This is a genomic window from Achromobacter sp. UMC71 (assembly GCF_014170305.1).
Lineage (GTDB): Bacteria > Pseudomonadota > Gammaproteobacteria > Burkholderiales > Burkholderiaceae_B > Achromobacter.
On sequence record NZ_LZZT01000038.1, the window covers coordinates 1 to 19,719 of the forward strand.

Sequence of the window (19,719 nt, forward strand, 5' to 3'; positions counted from 1 at the left end):
GCCTTTCACTTTTTCTTCCCCGGGCGGGGATCGCCCGGGGAAGAAAAAGTGAAAGGCGGTGGAGGGTTACGTGGCTTGGGCGACAGGCTTGACCCCGCCGGCCCGCGTCAGCCGTGTTCGCCTCACGCCGGCGCGCAGCACGCGGACTGCTTGGCCAGCAGTTCGGCATCGCACTTCGGGCAGAACTCGTGATGCCCCGCCAGATAGCCGTGGTTGGGGCAGATCGAGAACGTGGGTGTGACGGTGATGTAGGGCAGCCGGAAGTTCGACAGCGCGCGCCGCACCAGCGCCTTGCAGGCGTCGGCGGACGACACCGCTTCGTTCATGTACAGGTGCAGCACGGTGCCGCCCGTGTACTTGCCTTGCAGCGTTTCCTGCAAGGACAAGGCCTCGAACGGGTCGTCGGTATGGCCCACCGGCAACTGGCTGGAGTTGGTGTAGTAGGGCTGGGCGGCGGTGCCGGCCTGCAGAATGCCGGGCCAGCGCTTTTTGTCTTCGCGGGCGAAACGGTAGGTGGTGCCTTCGGCCGGCGTGGCTTCCAGGTTGTACAGGTGGCCGGTCTCTTCCTGGAACTGCGTCATGCGGTCGCGCACCCGGTCCAGCAGGCGCACGGCCAGCGCGTGGCCGGCGGGCGTCGTGACGTCGTCGGTGTCGCCCGTGAAGTTGCGGATCATCTCGTTGATGCCGTTCACGCCCAGCGTGCTGAAGTGGTTGCGCAGGGTACCCAGGTAGCGCCGGGTGTAGGGGTACAGGCCCTGGTCGATGTAGCGCTGCACGACTTTGCGCTTGGTCTCCAGCACGTCGCGGCCCAGGCCTAGCAGGTGGTCCAGCCGGGCCATCAGCGCGGCCTCGTCGCCTTGGCAGGTGTGGCCCAGGCGCGCGCAATTCACGGTCACCACGCCCACCGAGCCGGTCTGCTCGGCCGACCCGAACAGGCCATTGCCGCGCTTGAGCAGTTCGCGCAGGTCCAGCTGCAGGCGGCAGCACATGGACCGCACCATATGCGGCTCCAGATCGGAATTCAGGAAGTTCTGGAAGTACGGCAGTCCATAGCGTGCCGTCATCTCGAACAGGCGCGTGGTGTTGGGATGGTCCCAATCGAAATCGGGCGTGATGTTGTAGGTAGGAATGGGGAAGGTGAAGACCCGCCCCTTGGCATCGCCGGCCATCATCACTTCGATGTAGGCGCGGTTGATCATGTCCATCTCGGCCTGCAGGTCGCCATAGGCGAACGGCATTTCCTCGCCACCCACGTAGGGGATCTGGTCCTTCAGGTCGGCCGGGCAGGTCCAGTCGAAGGTCAGGTTGGTGAAGGGCGTCTGCGTGCCCCAGCGGCTGGGCACGTTCAGGTTGTAGATCAGTTCCTGCATGGCCTGCTTGACCCCGCCGTAGGTCATCGCGTCGCGGCGGATGAAGGGCGCCATGTAGGTGTCGAACGAACTGAACGCCTGTGCGCCGGCCCATTCGTTCTGCAGGGTGCCCAGGAAGTTCACGATCTGGCCGATGGCCGCCGACATGTGGCGCGGCGGAGTGGCTTCGACCTTGCCGGGAATACCGTTGAAGCCTTCGGTCAGCAGCTGGCGCAGCGACCAGCCGGCGCAATAGCCGCTGAGCATGTCCAAGTCGTGGATGTGGATGTCGCCTTCGCGGTGGGCGCGGCCGGCTTCGGGGGTGAAGACGTTGGACAGCCAGTAGTTGGCCGTGACCTTGCCCGCCACGTTCAGGATCAGGCCGCCCAGGCTGTAGCCCTGGTTGGCGTTGGCGTTCACGCGCCAGTCGCGTTGTTCCAGGTATTCCTCCATGGCGCTTTCCACGTCCACCAGCGTGTGACGCAGCGAGCGCAGGCGGGCGTGCTGTTCGCGGTACACGATGTAGGCGCGGGCGGTGCGCCAGTAGCCGGCCTGCACCAGCGTGTCTTCCACCTGGTTCTGGATGGTCTCCACGCCGGGGCAGACATTGCCGTCGGCGGCCAGCGCGTCGATCACTGCGCCGGTCAGCACCTGCGCGATGTCATCGTCCAGCTCGCCGGTGCCGCGGCCGGCGGCGGCGATGGCCGCCGCGATCTTGGCGCGGTCGAAACCGACGACCCGGCCGTCGCGCTTGAGGATGTGTTGGAGTTGCATCGTCGACACCATATGTTGTGGGGTAGAAAAACTCTACCACCACATATGGTGCCAAATGCGGAGGCGGCGAGGCGTTTGTCGGCCTGGCTTGATGCGGGTCAAATGCGGCCGGGCGGACCCACGCCGGCGCAATCTGGTGGCGCCGGCCTAGAAGCCGAAGCTGATGCCCGCGATGGAAATCACCACCGCCAGGGCCGCGGTGCGCATCGCCGGGCGCGGCGCCCAAGACAGCATGCCGACCCAGAGCAGGGCGCCGGCGGACAGCCAGCCCAGCCACGCCACCACGCCGACGGTGTTGCCCCACAGGCCCACGCAAGGCAGCAGGGCGAGCAACAGCAGCAGGATGCCGGCGCCACGCAGCACGCGGGTGTGGCCGGCCTGCGGGTCGCGGCCCCAGACCTGATCGTAGTGGCGCGGCATGGCGAGACTCAGGCAGGCCATGCCGGAATAGGTCAACAACAGCGCCATGGCGATGCCGAATGCGTCGTTCAGATTCATGCTGCGGCTTCCTGTTGCGCGCGGGCCTTGCGCGGCGGGGGCGCGGACAAGGATTGATTGCGCAATCGTAGCGCAGCCCAGCCGGCCAGCAGGCCCGCGGCCAGGGATGTCAGCTCGACGCCGGCGCTTTCCCAGTCGCCGCGCGCGATCTGCGCCACGGGATGATCGCCCAGCGTCAGCAGCGACAGCACGGGTAGCAGCAGGCACAACGCCGATAGCAACCCCAGTTGCCAGATCCAGGCGCGCCGCGGCGTGCACAGCCAGGCATGCGCCAGCGTCATGGCCCAGACGATGAAGAACACGCGGATTTCCCAGCCGGCGCGTTGCGGCAGCGACACGGGCAACAGGCGGTTGGCCCACAGATAGGCGATGCAGGCGATAGCCAGCCCCGCCATGGCGGCCACGTTCAGGCCTTCGATCAGGCGATAGACGCGGACGGTGGCGGCGCCGAATTCGTTGCCCATCTTGACGCGGCGCTTGACCATGAACAGCACGGCGCCCGTGCCCATCATGGCCGCGCCGGCCACACCGCACAGGAAGTACAGCCATTTCATTGCCAGGCCGCCGAACTTGACCATGTGCAGGTCGGACATGACCTGGTGCGTCAGCGGCGCGGCGCCGCCGTGCACGCCGCCCGGCTGCCGCATGCGCAGCACCTCGCCGGTGGCGCCGGAAAACGCCACCATGCCGCTGGTGCTGCTGATCGAGGTGTGCTGGGTGGCCGGTTCGTTCCAGCCGTAGACGCCGATGCGCATGGCGCCGTCCTCGGGGTTGTGGATGACGATGGCGCGGGCGCTCTGGCCGATCATCTGCTCGGCGCGGGCCACGAGCGGCTCCAGCGCCGGCACGGCCAGGGGCGTGCCGGTGGGCGCGGGCTTGTCTTCGCCCATCAGTTCGGCCAGGTACTGGCGCGACGCTTCCATGCCGGAACCGTAGGCGGCCACCATGGGGGCAGGCATCAGCGTCACGGCGGAAATCACGAGGCCGGTGTAGACGATCATGAACTGGAAGGGCAGCGTCAGCACCGCGGTCGCGTTGTGCGCGTCCAGCCAGGACCGCTGGCCTTTCTTGGCGCGGAAGGTGAAGAAATCCTTGAAGATGCGCTTGTGCGTCACTACGCCCGAGACCATCGCCACCAGCATCGCCACGGCCGCGAAGGCTACGATCCACAGGCCTATCGGGTCTGCGTGCAGGGTGTAGTGGAAGTCCACGAAATGCGTGCCGCCCAGCGTGGCGCGGGCGCCGCCATGGGCGTCTTCGGCCAGTTCCTCGCCCGTTTCGGGGTCCAGTTCGGCATCGGCGTACTGGCCGTTCTTGTCGAACCAGTAGGCCACCAGGCCGTTGTCGTGGAAGCGGTCGACGGGCCAGATTTCCCACATGCCGGCGCCGGGGTGATGGCGCGTCATGTATTGCACCGCCAGTTCAAGGCGGCGCTTGCGATCCACCTTGGCGGGCGTCTGCTGGGCGGCCTGGGCCTCGGCGGCCTGGTGCTCGGGCGTCATCCAATGCGTGATGGCTTCGGAAAACACGGCCAGCGAACCGGTGAGAAACACCGCGAACAGCAACCAGGAAAACCACAGGCCGACCCAGGTGTGCAGCCAGGCCATGGATAAGCGGAAACCGGATTTCAGAACGAGCCTCTTTATTGTCGACGCGGCCTTGGGGAGGGCGCGGGCATTTTATTGAGAATGGTTCTGATTCTAGTCTAAATGGGGTCGGAGTGGTTGTAGATGAGACGCCAACGCATGGGAGTGGGGCTGCCGGGCAAGGCCGTTGGGCTTCAATCGAGTTTGATATCCGCGCGCCGGCCGACTTCGCCGAAGACGCGCAGCTCGTCTTCCATGCGGGCTTTGAAGGCCGGGCCCGGCAGGTAGACCGGTTCCAGCGCCAGATCGTTGATGGCGCGGCGCACCTGCGGGTCCTGCATGATGTCCGCGACCGCGCGGTTCAGCGTGTCCAGCACCGGCGCGGGCGTGCGGGCCGGCGCCACCAGGCCGTACCAGCCCACCATCGACACGCCGGGCAAGCCGCTTTCGATGAAGGTGGGGACATCGGGCAATTGCGGCACGCGGTGTTCGCCGGTGACGGCCAACGCGCGCACCTTGCCCGCCTTGACCTGCGGCGCGGCCGAGGACACGGTGTCCACGCCCAAGGCGATCTCGCCGCCGATCAGCGCGGTGATGAACTGGGCGCTGCCCTTGTACGGGACCGGCGTCATCTTGGCGCCGGCCGCTTCGGCGAACATCTCGCCCACCAGGTGCGGGGCCGAGCCCGGGCCGAAGGTGCCGTACATCAGGCCGCCGCTGGCGGTCTGGCTGCGGGCCAGCTTGGCGGCTTCCTGGGCGGTGTTGGCCGCCAGGCTGTTCTGCACCAGCAGCACCACCGGCGCCAGCGCCACGATGGCGATGTGCTCGAAGCTCGTGCGTGGATCGTAGGGCAGCGACGGCTTCAGCGCCGGCAATACCGTGTAGGTGGTGCTGCCCGACAGCAGCAGCGTGTAGCCGTCGGGCTGGGCCCGCGCCACGGCGTCGGCGCCGATGACGGTCGAGGCGCCGGGGCGGTTTTCCACGATGACGGCCTGGCCCAGCTTGCCCGACAGCTTGTTGGCCAGCAGGCGGGCCACGGCGTCGGTTGCGCCGCCGGGCGTGAAGGGCACCACCAGCTTGATGGCCTGTTCGGGGTAGGCGGCGCGGGCATCGGCGGCCCAGGCCGTGGTGAACGCGGTGGCCGCCAGCAGGGCGGCGGCGGACAGGCGGGACAGCGCGCGGTGGCGCGAGGGTGTGGTCATGGACGATCCGGAAGTCATGAGCTATCGCGTCAGGGGGTAGCGCAAGCGGTGCCTTGGCGCAGGGCGGGGCCCTGTTCACCCAGGTCCCAGAACAGGCCCGCCATGATCGCCAGGCCCTCGCGCGCCACGCTGCCCAGCAGGTGTTCGTTGGGCGCGTGCTGCGCGCAGGCGGGGTAGGAGTGGGGCACCCACAGCGTGGGCAGGCCAAGCTGGTCGGCGAAGATGTCGTTGGGCAGCGAACCGCCCAGGTTGGGCAAGAGCGCCGGGCGGCGGCCGGTGGTGCGCTCGAGCGAGGCGGCGGCCCAGCGCACCCAGGCGTTGTCCGGCGACAGGCGCGTGGCGCCGGTCTGCATGCCCACGCGGATTTTCACGTCGGCAAAACCCGCCTGGTCCAGGTGCGCGCGCACATGGCTTTCCAGCGCTTTCCAGTCGGTGCCCACCACGAAGCGCAACTGGCACCAGGCGACGGCCTCGGGCGGAATGGCGTTGACCGGCTTGGCGGGGTCTCCGGCGCCGAAAGTCAGCACGTCCAGGCTGTTCCAGCCAAAGACCTTTTCGGGGGCGGACAGGCCCGGCTCGCCCCAATAGGCGTTGATCTCGGGATCGTCTGCGCCGCCGCCCACCTCGAGGTCGGCCAGCGCCGCGGCCACGGCGGCCGGAATGGGCGGCGGACGCAGGCCTTCCACCTGGATGCGGCCCTGGGCGTCCACCAATGATGCGATGGCGTGCGACAGCACGATGGCGGGGTTGGCCAGCAGGCCGCCCCAGTTGCCCGAGTGATAGCCGCGTTCGCGCGCCCGCAGCGACAGTTCAAAATTGACCGCGCCGCGCGAGCCCATGAACAGCGTGGGGCGGGCGGCGTTCAGGCGCGGCCCGTCGCTGGCGATGAAGACGTCGGCCGCCAGCGTGTCGCGTTGCGCTGCGCAGAAGGCCGCCAGCCCGGGCGAACCGGCTTCCTCGCCGGTCTCGATCAGCCAGGTGGTGTTGAAGCCCAGCTTGCCGCCGCGCGCCCGCAGCGTCTGGCGCAGGGCGGACAGATTGATGGTGTGCTGGCCCTTGTTGTCGGCCGTGCCGCGGCCATACCAGCGGTCGCCGTCGACCTGCAGGCGCCAGGGGTCGCGGCCCGCTGCCCACTTGGCCGCGTTGCCGCGCACCACGTCGCCGTGGCCGTACATCAGCACCGTCGGCAGCAGCGGGTCTTCGATGCGCCGCGCCACCAGGATGGGCAGGTCCATGCCGGCCGGATTGGGATGCACGCGACAGGAAAAACCCAGTTCCACCAATGCAGGCGCCAGGTCGTCATTCAGGTAGGCGTGCTGGCGAGGGGCCTGATCGGACACCTCGCTTTCGGTCTGGTAGGCGACGCGGCCGGCCAGTTCGGCCAGCAGGGAGCCGTCGTCGTAGGCGTGGATAGCACGCAGGATGGCTTGTTCGCGGGTCATGGTGATCTCGGAATAGGCGGCGAAGGCACAAAGTTATTACGCTTGGTCGCGTGCCACAATTAGATATTTCGCACATGAGCGTTGCTATTTAGGCATGGTTTACGGCTTGTTCCGCGATGCCTGGGCATGACGAGGCGTTGTGCCCAGACCGCGCGGGGATGCGCCTTGCGGGTATTCCATGACGGGATTGCGATGACGGCGTTGCCATGACGAGGTTGCCATGATTTCACTCGGTCTGAGATATTTCCTGGAAGTCGCCCGCAGCGGCTCCATCGCCGCCGCGGCCGCCGCGCAGCACGTGGCGGCCTCGGCCGTCAGCCGCCAGATTGCCAAGCTGGAAGACGAACTGGGCGTTGCGCTGTTCGAGCGCCAGGCGCGCGGCATGGCGCTCAGCGAAGCCGGCCGCCAACTGGCCGCCTACGCCAACGCCGCCGCGCTGGAAGCCGAGCGCGTCGCCACCGGCATCCGCCAGCGCAGCGCGGTGGGCGACGTGACCATCCGGGTGGCCTGCACCGAGGGCTTTGCCCATGGTTTCCTGCCCCTCTGCATGGCCGACTTCAAGCGCAGCCGGCCCGAGGCGCGCTTTCACCTGCGGGTCGAGCACCCCGAAGAGGTCAATCGCCGTGTGCTGGAGGGCCTGTCGCAACTGGCCTTGCGCTACACGGTGGCGCAGGATGACCGCCTGAAGACCGAGCTGCTGAGCCGCGCGCCGGTGTACGCCATCATGTGCCGGCGTCATCCGCTGGCGACGCGCCGCAGCATCGGCATGCGCGACCTGACCCAGGTGCCGCTGTCGCTGGGCGACCCGGGCACGACGGTGCGCCAGCTGTTCGACGCGGCCTGCGCCAATGCCGGGCTGCATATCGAGCCGGCCTACGTGTCGAACCACTCGGCAGCCTTCTTGCCGATGCTGCCGGGCAGCCAGATCGTGGCCCTGTCGGGCTACCTGACGCTGATGGGGCAGATGGAGAGCGCGGGGCTGGTGGCGGTGCCGTTCAGCAATCCTGAAATGCGCCAGCGCAGCATCCAGGTGGTGACACTGCAAGGCCACACGCTGCCGCCGCTGGCGCGGGAGTTCGTGGGCTTGTTGGCGCAGCGGCTGAATGCGGCGCCGCGGGCGCCGGATGGGGAGCGCGGGGCGGACTGAAAATCAGAATTTTCCAATCCACTTTTGGCTACGGATTATTTAAGGTTGTTCCGTAGTTCCGGCCGCCTTCTGCATTGCATTGAAGAGAGGAAAGCATGAAATCTATGCGAGTGGATTCAGTGGCGCATGACTGCCCAGCCATGCGCGAGACGCGCGAACCCATTCGGTTGCGGGTCGGCGTCATCGTCGATATTGATTCGAAGTAGGGCTACGGCAATGGTGAAACGATGGAAGGCCTTGCCGCAGCCCAAGGCGCTGCCTGCACCGTGGCGCAGCGGACTGGCGCCCGTGAACGGCATTCAGATTTATTACTCGATCCACGGAACCGGTGATCCGGTGGTCATGCTGCATGGCGGCTTGGGCAGCGGCAACTGGTGGGGCAACCAGGTCCCGGCCTTGATGGAGCACGGCAAGCGCGTCATATTGATCGACAGCCGGGGCAATGGCCGCAGCACACGGTCGGATCAAGCCTACAGCTATGAATTGATGCTGGCGGATACGCTGGGCGTGCTCGACTACCTGGATATTGCCCGAGCGTCTTTTGTGGGTTGGAGCGATGGCGCGATCATCGGCCTGTTGGCCGCGGCGCATCAGGGCGAGCGGGTCGATCGGTTATTCGCCTTCGCGCCGAACGTCACGCTGAGCGGCGTGAGAAAGAATTTCCAAGATACGGTGACTTTCAAGCTGGCGGCACGGCGCGCGGCGGATGAGTACCGCGAGCTGTCCAGTACGCCGGATCAGTATGAGGAATTCCTCGCTCAAATTGAAACGTTGTGGGTCAACGACACTATCCTGATCCGGCGGCAACTGAAAGCAATTGCCACGCCGACTACGATCGCCTGCGGCGCGCATGATGAGGCCATCAAGCTTACGCATCTGAAGTATATCGCTCGCTCCATCCCGGGCTCGCACCTGGTGATATTGCCCGATGGCAGCCATTTTGCGCCCCTTCAGACGCCGCGTGAATTCAATGCTGCGTTGCTTGCGGGATTGTGATCAGGGCAACAATGACTATCGCGGCCCTGGACAAGAAGTGCCATGCATGAAAGCCGGGCTTGCGACTGTCATTCAGTTTCAGGCGCCCAGGCGCGCCTGGATGAACGCCAGCAAGGCACGTACGCGGGCGGTGACCGAGTGGCGGTGGGCGTAGACGCCCAGCAGCTGCAATGGCGCGGGCGGCAGGTCCAGCGGCACGTGCACCAGGCGGCCCGCTGCCAGGTCGTCCTGGCACGAGACCGCCGCCAGGATGGCGAAGCCGAGGCCCTGGCGGGCGCCGGCCAGGGCCAGTTCGCCGCTGTTGACCCGGTAGCGGCTGCGTACCGGCACTTTGACGATGCCGCCCGCGCCGTCGTCGAATTGCCAGGGCTGGCCTTTCAAGGCGCTCAGGGTGGTGATGCAGGGCAATGACTTCAGTTGGCGCACCTGGCGGGGCGTGCCGGTCCTGGCGAGCAGGGCGGGGGCGGCGACCACGATGCTGGGCAGCGTCGCCAGGTCGCGAGTGATGAAGGTGCTGTCTTCCTGCTTGCCGCGATGGAAAATGATGGACAGGTCCATGTCTTCGCGCAGCGCGTCCAGGCCCGTCAGGCGGGTATCGCATTCGAGTTCGATACCGGGATGCACGTCGCAGAATGCCGCCAGGATCGGGGCCAGCAGGCGGGGCGCTTCGCCGGGCATGCACATCTTCAGGGGGCCGCGCAGCTCGCGCTGCACCGCGCCCAGTTCTTCTTCCGTCGAGGCCAGCGCGTCCAGGAGCGGCTTGGCCCGCTGGTACAGCAATTGTCCGGCCTCGGTCATGCGCAAGTGGCGCGTGCTGCGTTCCAGCAAGCGGGCGCCCAGCCTTTTTTCCAACGCGGCGACGTGGCGGCTGACGTTGGATGACGGCATCGACAGCAGGCGCGCCGCGCCGGCAAAACTCTGTTCATCCACGACCGCTGCGTAGACGCGCACGGCATTCAGGTCCATCGCGGGGCGCATGATTATCCCGATTAAGGTATTAAACGAACTCATTTTTGCATACTAGTTATCGCAGTCGGCGCAATCTACGATGCCGCCTTGCCTTGTCCCCCGCCGCCGGCGGAGGAAGGCGTGACAGGCAGGAGCTTTCAACGTGGATATCGGAATCGTGGGCGGCGGCATCGCCGGCCTGAGCGTGGCATTGGCCCTGAGCCAACGAGGGCACCGGCCCCGGGTGTATGAGCGGGGGGCGGGCCCCACGACCATGGGGGCGGGCGTGACGCTCTGGCCCAACGCCGGCCTGGTGCTGGATGAACTCGGGCTGTTGCCAGACATCGCCGCCGTGGGCGGCCGGCCCATGGCGATGCGCCGTCTGGATCCGGCGGGCAACGCGCTGGGCGGCATCGACATCACGCTGCTGGATCGCCTGATGGGGTATCCCACCCACACGATCCTGCGCCGCGACCTGCTGGCGGTACTGCTGGACCATGTGGCGCAGGCGGGCATCGAGGTCGTCTACGGCCACCGCGCGGTCGCGATCGACCTGGACGATGCCGGCAGGGCCGTGGCCAGGTTCGACAACGGGGCAGCCATCCGTCCCGACCTGCTGATCGGCGCCGATGGCCGCATGGGCTCGGTGGCGCGCCAGTTCGTGGCGGGCGAGAACGCGCCGGTCTATCAAGGTTTCGTGAACTGGATCGGCGTGGCGTCGGGGGCGGGAGCGTTGGTGGACGACGTCGCCATCCAGGACTACTGGGGGATAGGCGAGCGCTTCGGCTGCGTCGCGGTCCGGCCGGACCTGGTGTATTGGGCCGCCGCCGAGGCGCGACCCTTGTCCGCGGCGCAGCAAGGCGACACGGATTTGCGGGCCGAGCTGCTCGACCGCTTCGGTAGCTGGGCGGGGCCGGTTTCCCGGATCATCCAGGCCACGCCCGCGCAGGCCTTGCGCTTGATCGCCGTGCACGACCTGGAGCCGTTGCCCGTCTGGAGCCGGGCTAACGTGCTGCTGGTGGGCGATGCGGCGCATGCGCCGTTGCCGACGTCGGGCCAGGGCGCTTGCCAGGCGCTGGAAGACGCCTGGCATCTGGGACGTTGCCTGGATGAGGCCGGCGCCAGCCTCGAGGCCGCCTTGCAGCGGTTCACCAGGATTCGTGCCCCCAAGACCGCGCAGCTGACGCAGCAGGCGCGCGGGTTTGCGCAGGGCCTGTTCGCCACGGACCCCGAGGTGTGCCGGATCCGCAACCAGCAGGCCCTGGCGGCCGACCCCGTGCAGCACGTGCGGGCCATGGCCGCGGGATGGGGGCAGGGGCTGGAAGCTGGCGGTGCGCGGCCGCAGGGATAAAATGCGGATCGAATCATGCCGTGGCGCGCTGTGCGCCGCGCCCAGCGAACAGGTTTCAGCCATGTCAGAACACACCCCCGAAGCGCTCGCGCTCCAACTGGATGCCGCACGCGCCAAGCTGCGTCTGTGGCGCGAGGTGGAACCCGCCTACCAGAAGCAGTTCGAGGACGTGCTGGCGCCGCTGGAGTCGACTGCCCTTGAGCTGAAGGCCAAGCTGGTGCTGTGCTTTGACCACGCCAGCAAGCAAAAGGAACTGACCAAGGGCGAGCGCGAACTGGCCTCGGAACTGGTACAGCAGCTGGGGCAAGAGACGCTGGCGGCCATCGTGCTGGACGGCACGCCAGCGGAATGCGACGTCGACCGGATCAAGGCCGTGTACCGCAAGCACAGCGGCTCGGACTTCGATGCCGAAGTGGCCGAAGAACTGGCGGAAATCCAGGCCCACGCGGTGACGCTGGCGCTGGCCGTGCCGGCGGAACCCGATCCCGGTCCCGACCCGGTGGCGCAACTGGCCGCGGTCAAGCGGGAACTGGCGGCGGTCGAGGAGCACTTCGCGGCCCGCTTTCACTTCGATCCGGACCAGGACATCGATCCGGCCGACCTGATGGAAGACCTCGCCGCCGAGATCGAGGACGCCGAGGAATACATCGGCGAGCTGGAATTCGAGCTGACGCAGTTCGTGGACATGCAGCAGGTCAAGGCCTGGCTGAAGGCCATGAAGAAGCAGCTGGACGCGGACAAGCGGCGCGAAGGGCGGTCGTGACGATACCGCAGCCGCTACGCGTGGATGCGTTCCTGTCCATTGCGTGTTCCTCGCCTTCGGAGCCAGCATGACGTCAGTTTTTGGTATTGCGGGCCGCTCGGGCAGCGGCAAGACCACCTTGATCGAAGCGATGCTGCCGCTGCTGGGCGCGGCCGGGCTGAAGGTCAGCGTGATCAAGCACAGCCACCATGATTTCCAGCTCGAGCCGCCCGGCAAGGACAGCGCGCGCTTTCGACTGGCTGGGGCGCAGGAAGTCATGGTGGCGTCGCCGTTCCGCTATGCCATCGTGCACGAATTGCGCGGTGCGCCGGAACCCTCGCTTCAGGACCAGATCGCGCGCTTGGCGCCGGCCGATCTGGTGCTGGTCGAAGGCTTCAAGCATGCCGGGATCCCGCGGATCGAGGTCTACCGGCCCGCTCTGGGCAAGCCGCCACTGCACGAGGGTGACGCGGCATTTCTGGCGGTCGTGACCGATGCCGCGCTGAACACGGCATTGCCCTGCCTGCCGTTGAACCAGCCGGCCGTCGTGGCCGAGTTCATCCGGCGGGCGGTGGGGCGAGCTTGACCTGCAGGGGCTTGCGAACCGCCTCGCAGGCCCTCGTGGTTTCGATTGCCTACCGTCGCGCCGGCCGCCACGCCGTTTGATCTGCGACAAGGCCGCGCCGCCGGCCGGCCCCTAGACTGGCCGGCATGCATATCCGAACCTCTCCCCTAGAGCTCGTCGCGCCGGCAGGCAGCCTGGCCGCGCTGAAGGCGGCGATCGAGGCAGGCGCCGATACCGTCTACCTGGGCCTGAAGAACGCCACCAACGCCCGCAACTTCGCCGGGCTCAATTTCACCGAAAAAGACATCCGCGCAGGCGTCGAACTGGCCCACGCCAGGGGCCGCCAGGTGCTGTTCGCGATCAATACCTTCGTGCAGCCCGGCCGCGGCCAGGAATGGCGCGAGGCGGTCGATGCCGCGCACGCCTTGGGCGCCGACGCCGTCATCATGGCCGATGCCGGGTTGCTGGGCTACGCCCGCGATCGCTACCCCGAGCTGCGCCTGCACCTGTCGGTGCAGGGCTCGGCCACGCACGCCGACGCCATCGAGTTGATGAAAGAACAGTTCGGCATCCGCCGCGTCGTGCTGCCGCGCGTGCTGACCCTGGCCGAGATCGCGCGCATCTGCGCCAGCGTCAGCGTCGAGGTCGAGGTGTTCGGCTTCGGCAGTCTGTGCGTCATGGCCGAGGGGCGTTGCCTGCTGTCGTCCTATGCCACGGGCGCCTCGCCCAACAACCAGGGCGTCTGTTCGCCGGCCAGCGCGGTGCGCTGGGTGGAGCAGGACGGCCGCCTGGACGCGCGCCTGAACGGCATCCTGATAGACCGCTACGAACCCGGCGAGGCCGCTGCCTATCCCACGCTGTGCAAGGGCCGCTTCCAGGTCGACGGCCATGCCGACCACGCGCTGGAAGAGCCCACCAGCCTGAACGCCATTGGCCTGCTGCCGCGGCTGGCGCAGATGGGCGTGTCGGCCGTGAAGATAGAAGGGCGTCAACGCAGCCCGGCGTATGTGACGCAGGTGGTGTCCACGCTGCGCGCGGCGCTGGACAGCGCGCACGCCGGCCCTAGCCGCTATTCCCCCCGCCCCGAATGGAACGCCATGCTGGCGCGCCATGCCGAGGGTTCCCAAGTCACGCAAGGCGCATTCGAACGTCCATGGAAATGAAACCCAAGGCTTTCCGCATTTCGGCCGGTCCGCTGCTGTATTACTGGCCGCGCCAGCGCACGCTGGATTTCTATGCGTCGCTGGCCGACAGCCCGGCCGATATCCTCTATGTGGGCGAAACGGTCTGTAGCCGGCGCCACGAGCTGCGCGCCGACGACTGGCTGGACCTGGCGCGCGACCTGCGGGCCGCGGGCAAGGACGTGGTGCTGTCGGCCCGCACGCTGATCGAAACCGGCGCCGAGGCTACGGCGCTGCGGCGCCTGTGCGAGCAGCAGGGCTTCATGGTGGAAACGGGCGAGGTCGGTGCGCTGCGTCACCTGGGCGGCCGGCCGTTCGTGGCGGGCCCGCACATGAACGCCTATCACGGCGGCACGCTGGAATGGCTGGCCGCAAGGGGCGCGGCGCGTTTCGTGGCGCCGTTGGAAATGCATGTGAATGCGCTGGCCCGGTTGCTGGCCGAACGCCCGTCGGGCCTGCAGGCCGAGATCATGGTGTGGGGCCGCATGGCGCTGGCGTTCTCGGCGCGCTGCTTTACCGCCCGGCACTTCCGGCTGAACAAGGACGACTGCGGTTTTCGCTGCATCGAGCATCCGGACGGCCTGGACATGCGTACCCGCGAATCGCGCGAATTCCTGGCGATCAATGGCATACAGGTGCAATCGGCCGCCTGCCTGGACTTGCTGGACCAGGCCGCGTATCTGGCCGACCTGGGCGTGCAGGTATTGCGCGTCAGTCCGCAGTCGGCCGGCACGCTGGACGCGATCGCCGCGCTGGACGCGGTGCGGCGCGGCCAGGCGCCGGCCGATGTGGCGCCGCCCGTCGGCATCGGCCGCTGCAACGGCTATTTCCATGGCCAATCGGGCATCGCCTGGCAGGAGCGCGCATGAGCGGCGCTGGATGGAATGTTCCTGCGGCCGTGGTCCGCCTGGGCTGCCGGCTGCCCGCGCCGCTGCTGTCGTTGCATGCCGTGGCCGGGCTGGAATTGGCGCGGCGCCTGAAATGGCTGACTCCGCCGCCGGAGCTGGATGGGTACAGCTTCGCCATCACGCTGGAAGACCTGGGCTTGCGCAGCGGCTTTCAGGTCCGGCGCGGGGCGTTCCGGCCGCGCTGGGACCGGTCGCCTTGCGAACTGGAGCTGGGCGCACGTTCGGCGGACCTGCTGGCCCTGATGCGCGAAGAGACCGACGCGGATACGCTGTTTTTCCAGCGCCGGTTGCGCATATCGGGGGATACGGAGCTGGGCCTGATCGTGAAGAACTGGCTGGACGCGGCGCCGCGCCCGGCCTGGCTGCAACGGCTGGGGGCTGCGCGCTAGGGCGCGCAGGCCGAGCGGGACGCCCCGCGCAGGCAAGCGTGCGCCGCTGACCGGATCAGCCGCGACGGCTTTCCATGGCGCGCGCCACGCGCGACAGCGCCAGGCTGGCCGCGAAATACAGCAGCGCCACGGCCAGGTAGACCTCGACGTGATAGGGCCGCCAATCGGTGCCGGCCACCACCGCCTTGGCCGCGCCCAGCACGTCGAACACGCCGATGATGCTGACCAGCGACGTGTCTTTCACTGCACCGACGAATACGCCCAGCGCGGCCGGCGCGGCGATGCGGCGCGCTTGCGGCCAGATTACCGTCCAGTAGGCCACGCTCGGGCGCATACCCAGCGCGCGCGCCGCCATCATCTGGCCGGCGGGAATAGCCTGCAGCGCCCCGCGCAGCACCTCGGCCAGCAGACAGGCGGTATGCAGCGTCAGCGCCGCGAGCGCCATGCTGAATTTGGACACGCCGCCGCCCAGCAGCAGCGGCAGCACGAACGAGGCGAACAGCAATTGGGTCACCAGCGGCACGCCGCGCACGGCCTCGATCAGGGCCGCGGCCGCCAGCGAGCCGCCCCGGCTGCCGGAGCGGCGCAACAGCGCCAGGCCAAAAGCCAGCGGCACGGCCGCGAACAATGCCGCGATCGCCAGGATCAGCGTCACCAGCAGGCCGCCCCAACGCAACGGGCCGATGGCCGCGCCGCCCCAAGGCCAGCCGCTCAGCGCGCCCGCCGTCACGGCCAGGGCCAGCGCGATCAGCGCCAGGCGCGCACGGGCGGACAGGCGGCCGGCGCCCAGCGCCACCGCCACGCCCGCCAGCAGCGCGGCGCATGCGACCAGGGCCTGGGGCCGGTCGCCCGGCGCCATGGCGCCGAACAGCAGCAGCGGCAGGTTGTCGCCCACCGCGGCCCAGCAGGCGCCGGCGGCGGCGGCGCATTCGGCCGGGCTGCCGTGCCACACCGCGCGCAGCACGGCCCAGTCCAGTACTGTCCAGCCGGCAGCGGCCAGCGCCAACACGGCCAGAACGGATCCCAGCCCGCGCCGCCACGTCGCGGCGCGACGCGCATCGCCGCCCAGCACGGACGGGCCCGGCCGGTCACCCAGGCGGGCGCCGTGGCTGTCGCCGGGGCCGTGGCGCGCATGGCGCGCGTTCCAGGCCGACAACGCGCCGCCCAGCGCCAGCGCCAGGCCCAGGTACACGGCCACGGCCAGGGCGATGCCTTCCAGCGCCAACCCGGTCTGTGTGATCGCGGTGTTGATGACGGCCATCAGTTCCTGGTAGCCGATGGCAATGGCCAGCGTGCTGTTCTTGACCAGCGCCAGGCACTGGTTGGCGTAGGGCGGCAGCGCGACGCGCGCGGCGTAGGGCGCGATCACCCGGCGCAGCACGCTGACCGGCGTCAACGCCATCGCCTGGCCGGCTTCGACCAAGCCCACTGGCACCGCACGCACCGAGGCGCGCACGATGTCGGCGATATAGGCGGCATGGAAGACAATCAGGCCGATGGCCAGCGCGGCGAACTCAATGCTGGGTTGCCAGCCGCCTTGCAGGCCCAGCCCGCGCTTGACGGGCAGGTCGACCTGCACGGGCGGCAACAGCGACCAGGCCAGCAGGGCCAGTGCTGGCGGCAGCAGCCACGTGGCCCGGCGGGCGGCAGGGTGTTGCCCATGGTGCGAGCCAGGCGTGGAATAAGATCGCGGCCCGCGGCCGAAGCGGCGACTCTGCCTGCGATGCGCCAGCCACCCGATCAGCAGGGCGCCCAGCGCCACCGCCAGATACGGCAGCCAGCCATGCAGCGCGGGCAGGGCCAGCCCGCGGTTGGACAGCAGCACCGACGGCAACGGCGACCAGGCCTGGCGCGCATCGGGCAGGCGCAGCAACAGGCCGTACCAGACGAACAGCTGCAGCAGCACGGGCGTGTTGCGCAGCGGGGCAATGACGGCGGCGGCGCCGCGCGCGGCCAGCGGATTGGCCGACAGACGCAGCAATCCCAGTGCGATGCCCAGCAACGTCGCGATGGGAATGGCCACCAGCGCCACGGTCAAGGTATTGACCAGCCCGGCGGCGATCGACATCCAGTACGGATCGTCGGGTGTGACGGGAAGCAGGCTTTCCGAAATGCGAAAGCCCGCCGGCTGGAACAGGAAGCCGAAGCCGCCATGGATCCCGCGGGCCGCCTGCACCGATTCGATATGCAGCAGCAACACGGCGGCCAGGCCGCCCAGCGCCAGCGTCCAGGCGAGGGCGGGCAGCCAGCGCCGCAGGGCGGGCCCCCAGGGCAGGGCAAGGGTGGCGATCACTTGTGACTTACTGGAACGGCGGCGAATACAGCAGCCCGCCCTTGTTCCATTGCGCGTTCAGGCCGCGTTCCAGTTTCAGCGGGGTGGCCGCGCCCAGGTTGCGATCCCACACTTCGCCGTAGTTGCCGACGGCCTTGATGACGTTCCTGGCCCAGCGTTCGTCCAGGCCGAAGCTCTTGCCGATGCCCGCGTCCAGGCCGAGCAGGCGGCGCACCTGCGCGTCGGTGGTCTGCGTCTGGCTGTCGACGTTCCGGGACGTGATGCCCAGTTCTTCTGCGGCCACCAGCGCGTTCACCGTCCAGCGCACGATCGCGGTCCAGTTCGGATCGTCCTGGCGCACAAAGGGGCCCAGCGGCGATTTGTTGATGCGCTCGGGCAGGATGATGAAGTCATCCGGATTGGCGGCGCGCGCGGCGCGGCTGGCGGCCAGGGTCGATGCGTCGGACAGGTAGACGTCGCAACGGCCAGCGTAGAAAGCCTGTTCCAGTTCCACCAGGTTCTCGATCACCACCGGGCGGTAGGTGAGCTTGTTCTTCTTGAAGTAGTCGACGAGGTTCTGCTCGTTGACGGTGCCGGGCTGCACGCAGACCTGCGCGCCGTCCAGCTCGGTGGCGCTTTTCACGCCCAGCTTGCGCGGCACCAGGAAGCCCTGGCCGTCGTAGAAGACGATGCCGGCGGACACGATGCCCAGCCCGGCATCGCGGCCCGACGTGATGGTGGTATTGCGGTTCAGCACGTCGATCTCGCCGCCTTGCAGGGCGGGAAAGCGCTGCTGCGAACTGAGCGGCACGAAGCGGGTTTTCTCGGGATCGCCCAGCACCGCGGCGGCCAGTGCGCGGCACAGGTCGGCGTCCAGGCCGGTCCAGCGGCCTTGCTTGTCGGCGATGGACAGGCCCGCCGAACCCTGGCTGACGCCGCACACCAATTCGCCGCGCTTCTTGATGGCGTCGACTGTGACGCCTGCCGTGGACGCGCTCGCATAAGCCAGCGCCGCCGCCACGCCGGCGGTCTTGAGGATAGAGATCAACCGCATGCCATTCCCGTATTCGTTGTATGCAAGAAAGGCATGAATTCTATGGCTGCGCCCCTGTGCGGCGAGCGACTGTATGGTCATATGGTTATGAGAACTTAGCCTTATCCAGATTCGCGTCATATACCTAGAATCCGTCCATACCAAGTTGGATTGACGAAGAAGGTCGCGCATGAGCTGGCAGGACGAATTCAGGCAGTTGTTTCCCATCACACGCGACAAGGCCTACGCCAACATCGCCTACACCAGCCCGCTGGCGCCCAAGGTGGCCGGCGCGATCGCCGGCTTTTTTGACAGCATCACGCATGCCCGCAGCGACAAGCCGCAATGGCTGCGCGACGCCAGCGCGCTGCGTGTGCGCCTGGCCCGCCTGATCGGCGGCGACGCGCATCGGCTGGCCTTCACCAAGAACACCACTGAAGGTTTGAACACCGTGGCGCAGGGCCTGGCCTGGCAAGACGGCGACAACCTCATCGTTGACGACCAGGAGCATCCCACCAACGCCTTGCCCTGGCTGAACCTGCGCCGCCGCGGCGTGCAGGTGCGCGTGCCGCCATCGCGGTCGCATCGCTACACGGTCGATGACCTGTGGCAGCACGTCGATGCCCGCACGCGGCTCATTGCCGTGTCGTGGGTGCAGTACGGCACCGGCCTGCGCACCGACATCGCCGAGCTCGGCCGGCGTTGCGCCGAACGCGGTATCTGGCTGGTGGTCGACGGCATCCAGGGCGCGGGGCTGCTGCGCGCGCAAGTGGACGCCTGGGGCGTGGATGCGTTCGCCTGCGGCGCGCACAAAGGCCTGCTGGGCCCGCTGGGCGTGGGCTTTCTGCACGTCTCGCCGCGCCTGCTGGACGCGCTGGACCCGCTGTATATAGGCCCGTCCGAAGTGACCACGCTGGACAAGGCCGGCCTGCAATGGCAGGTGAGTGTGGCGGATGCGGGCGATGCGCGCCGCCTGGAAACGGGCAACCTGAACTATCCGGGCATCGCCGGCCTGGCCGGCGCGCTGGACCTGATCGAATGGGCGCAGCCCGATCGCATCGAACCCTGGGTGTTGGAACTGTCCACGGCATTGAGCGACGGTTTACGCGCCCAGGGCCTGCAGGTAGTATCCCCTGCCGACGCCGCGCTGCGCAGCACCACCACGGCATTGCGCGTGGCCGATCCGGCCGCCGCGCTGGCCCACCTGACCCGCGAGGGCGTGGTGGCCAGCCTGGTGGAGCATGGTTACCTGCGCCTGTCCGTCGGCGCCTACAACAATCACGGGGACATCGAACGCATCCTGCGCGCCGCGCGCGGGTTCGCCGCCTGATCCCCC

The 19,719-nt window shown here is 68.1% G+C and carries 17 protein-coding genes; 9 read left to right on the forward strand and 8 right to left on the reverse strand.

The window, feature by feature from the left end:
• Nucleotides 1-122 precede the first annotated feature (122 nt).
• The 5 genes from A9974_RS18485 to A9974_RS18505 all read right to left on the reverse strand — a co-directional run bounded on the left by A9974_RS18485 (nt 123) and on the right by A9974_RS18505 (nt 6,851).
• The gene (locus A9974_RS18485; protein WP_183005628.1) at nt 123-2,123 is read right to left on the reverse strand and encodes a ribonucleoside triphosphate reductase; all 2,001 of its coding nucleotides are present in this window, start codon (nt 2,121-2,123) and stop codon (nt 123-125) included.
• A 147-nt stretch (nt 2,124-2,270) separates the two neighbouring features.
• On the reverse strand, nt 2,271-2,621 hold the full coding sequence (locus A9974_RS18490) for a DUF3325 domain-containing protein (RefSeq protein ID WP_183005629.1): 351 nt from the start codon (nt 2,619-2,621) through the stop codon (nt 2,271-2,273).
• Nucleotides 2,618-4,228, reverse strand: a complete 1,611-nt coding sequence (locus tag A9974_RS18495) for a PepSY domain-containing protein (RefSeq protein ID WP_183005630.1) — start codon at nt 4,226-4,228, stop codon at nt 2,618-2,620. Before A9974_RS18495 ends, A9974_RS18490 begins: the two co-directional genes overlap by 4 nt.
• A 173-nt stretch (nt 4,229-4,401) precedes the next feature.
• Entirely contained in the window at nt 4,402-5,409 is a 1,008-nt protein-coding gene (locus tag A9974_RS18500; protein ID WP_255468230.1) for a tripartite tricarboxylate transporter substrate binding protein, read from the reverse strand.
• 29 nt (nt 5,410-5,438) lie between these two features.
• Nucleotides 5,439-6,851 carry a M20 family metallopeptidase gene (locus tag A9974_RS18505; RefSeq protein ID WP_183005631.1) on the reverse strand — a complete coding sequence of 471 codons (1,413 nt, stop codon included), beginning with the start codon at nt 6,849-6,851 and terminating at the stop codon, nt 5,439-5,441.
• A gap of 220 nt (nt 6,852-7,071) precedes the next feature.
• Here A9974_RS18505 and A9974_RS18510 point away from each other — a divergent pair, with 220 nt between their 5' ends.
• Together A9974_RS18510 and A9974_RS18515 are read left to right on the forward strand one after the other, a co-directional pair.
• On the forward strand, nt 7,072-7,998 hold the full coding sequence (locus A9974_RS18510) for a LysR family transcriptional regulator (RefSeq protein WP_183005632.1): 927 nt from the start codon (nt 7,072-7,074) through the stop codon (nt 7,996-7,998).
• Nucleotides 7,999-8,214: 216 nt separating this feature from the next.
• Nucleotides 8,215-8,994, forward strand: a complete 780-nt coding sequence (locus tag A9974_RS18515) for an alpha/beta fold hydrolase (protein WP_220806026.1) — start codon at nt 8,215-8,217, stop codon at nt 8,992-8,994.
• A gap of 78 nt (nt 8,995-9,072) precedes the next feature.
• Here A9974_RS18515 and A9974_RS18520 read toward each other — a convergent pair whose 3' ends face one another.
• A complete protein-coding gene (locus tag A9974_RS18520; RefSeq protein ID WP_183005634.1) occupies nt 9,073-9,972 on the reverse strand; it encodes a LysR family transcriptional regulator in 900 nt (299 codons plus the stop codon).
• A 133-nt stretch (nt 9,973-10,105) separates the two neighbouring features.
• On the opposite strand from A9974_RS18520, the gene A9974_RS18525 reads away from it, so the two are divergent.
• The 6 genes from A9974_RS18525 to A9974_RS18550 all read left to right on the forward strand — a co-directional run bounded on the left by A9974_RS18525 (nt 10,106) and on the right by A9974_RS18550 (nt 15,078).
• Nucleotides 10,106-11,293 carry an FAD-dependent oxidoreductase gene (locus tag A9974_RS18525; RefSeq protein WP_183005635.1) on the forward strand — a complete coding sequence of 396 codons (1,188 nt, stop codon included), beginning with the start codon at nt 10,106-10,108 and terminating at the stop codon, nt 11,291-11,293.
• A gap of 61 nt (nt 11,294-11,354) precedes the next feature.
• The gene (locus tag A9974_RS18530; RefSeq protein ID WP_183005636.1) at nt 11,355-12,056 is read left to right on the forward strand and encodes a hypothetical protein; all 702 of its coding nucleotides are present in this window, start codon (nt 11,355-11,357) and stop codon (nt 12,054-12,056) included.
• A gap of 67 nt (nt 12,057-12,123) precedes the next feature.
• The gene (gene mobB, locus A9974_RS18535) at nt 12,124-12,621 is read left to right on the forward strand and encodes a molybdopterin-guanine dinucleotide biosynthesis protein B (RefSeq protein ID WP_183005637.1); all 498 of its coding nucleotides are present in this window, start codon (nt 12,124-12,126) and stop codon (nt 12,619-12,621) included.
• 125 nt (nt 12,622-12,746) lie between these two features.
• Nucleotides 12,747-13,763 carry a peptidase U32 family protein gene (locus A9974_RS18540; RefSeq protein WP_183005638.1) on the forward strand — a complete coding sequence of 339 codons (1,017 nt, stop codon included), beginning with the start codon at nt 12,747-12,749 and terminating at the stop codon, nt 13,761-13,763.
• Nucleotides 13,760-14,650, forward strand: coding sequence for a U32 family peptidase (locus A9974_RS18545; RefSeq protein WP_183005711.1), 891 nt, complete (start codon nt 13,760-13,762; stop codon nt 14,648-14,650). The genes A9974_RS18540 and A9974_RS18545 overlap by 4 nt, the downstream gene beginning before the upstream one ends.
• Entirely contained in the window at nt 14,647-15,078 is a 432-nt protein-coding gene (locus A9974_RS18550) for an SCP2 domain-containing protein (RefSeq protein ID WP_183005639.1), read from the forward strand. The genes A9974_RS18545 and A9974_RS18550 overlap by 4 nt, the downstream gene beginning before the upstream one ends.
• Nucleotides 15,079-15,133: 55 nt before the next feature.
• On the opposite strand, the gene A9974_RS18555 is transcribed toward A9974_RS18550, so the two are convergent.
• Complete coding sequence (locus tag A9974_RS18555; RefSeq protein ID WP_183005640.1) at nt 15,134-17,371, reverse strand: ABC transporter permease subunit; 2,238 nt, start codon at nt 17,369-17,371, stop codon at nt 15,134-15,136.
• Nucleotides 17,372-17,378: 7 nt separating this feature from the next.
• Nucleotides 17,379-18,404, reverse strand: coding sequence for an amino acid ABC transporter substrate-binding protein (locus A9974_RS18560; RefSeq protein ID WP_183005641.1), 1,026 nt, complete (start codon nt 18,402-18,404; stop codon nt 17,379-17,381).
• Nucleotides 18,405-18,573: 169 nt separating this feature from the next.
• Between A9974_RS18560 and A9974_RS18565 the strand changes: the two genes are divergently transcribed.
• Nucleotides 18,574-19,713 (forward strand): aminotransferase class V-fold PLP-dependent enzyme, encoded by a 1,140-nt coding sequence (locus A9974_RS18565; protein ID WP_183005642.1) that lies wholly within the window; start codon nt 18,574-18,576, stop codon nt 19,711-19,713.
• Nucleotides 19,714-19,719 lie beyond the last annotated feature (6 nt).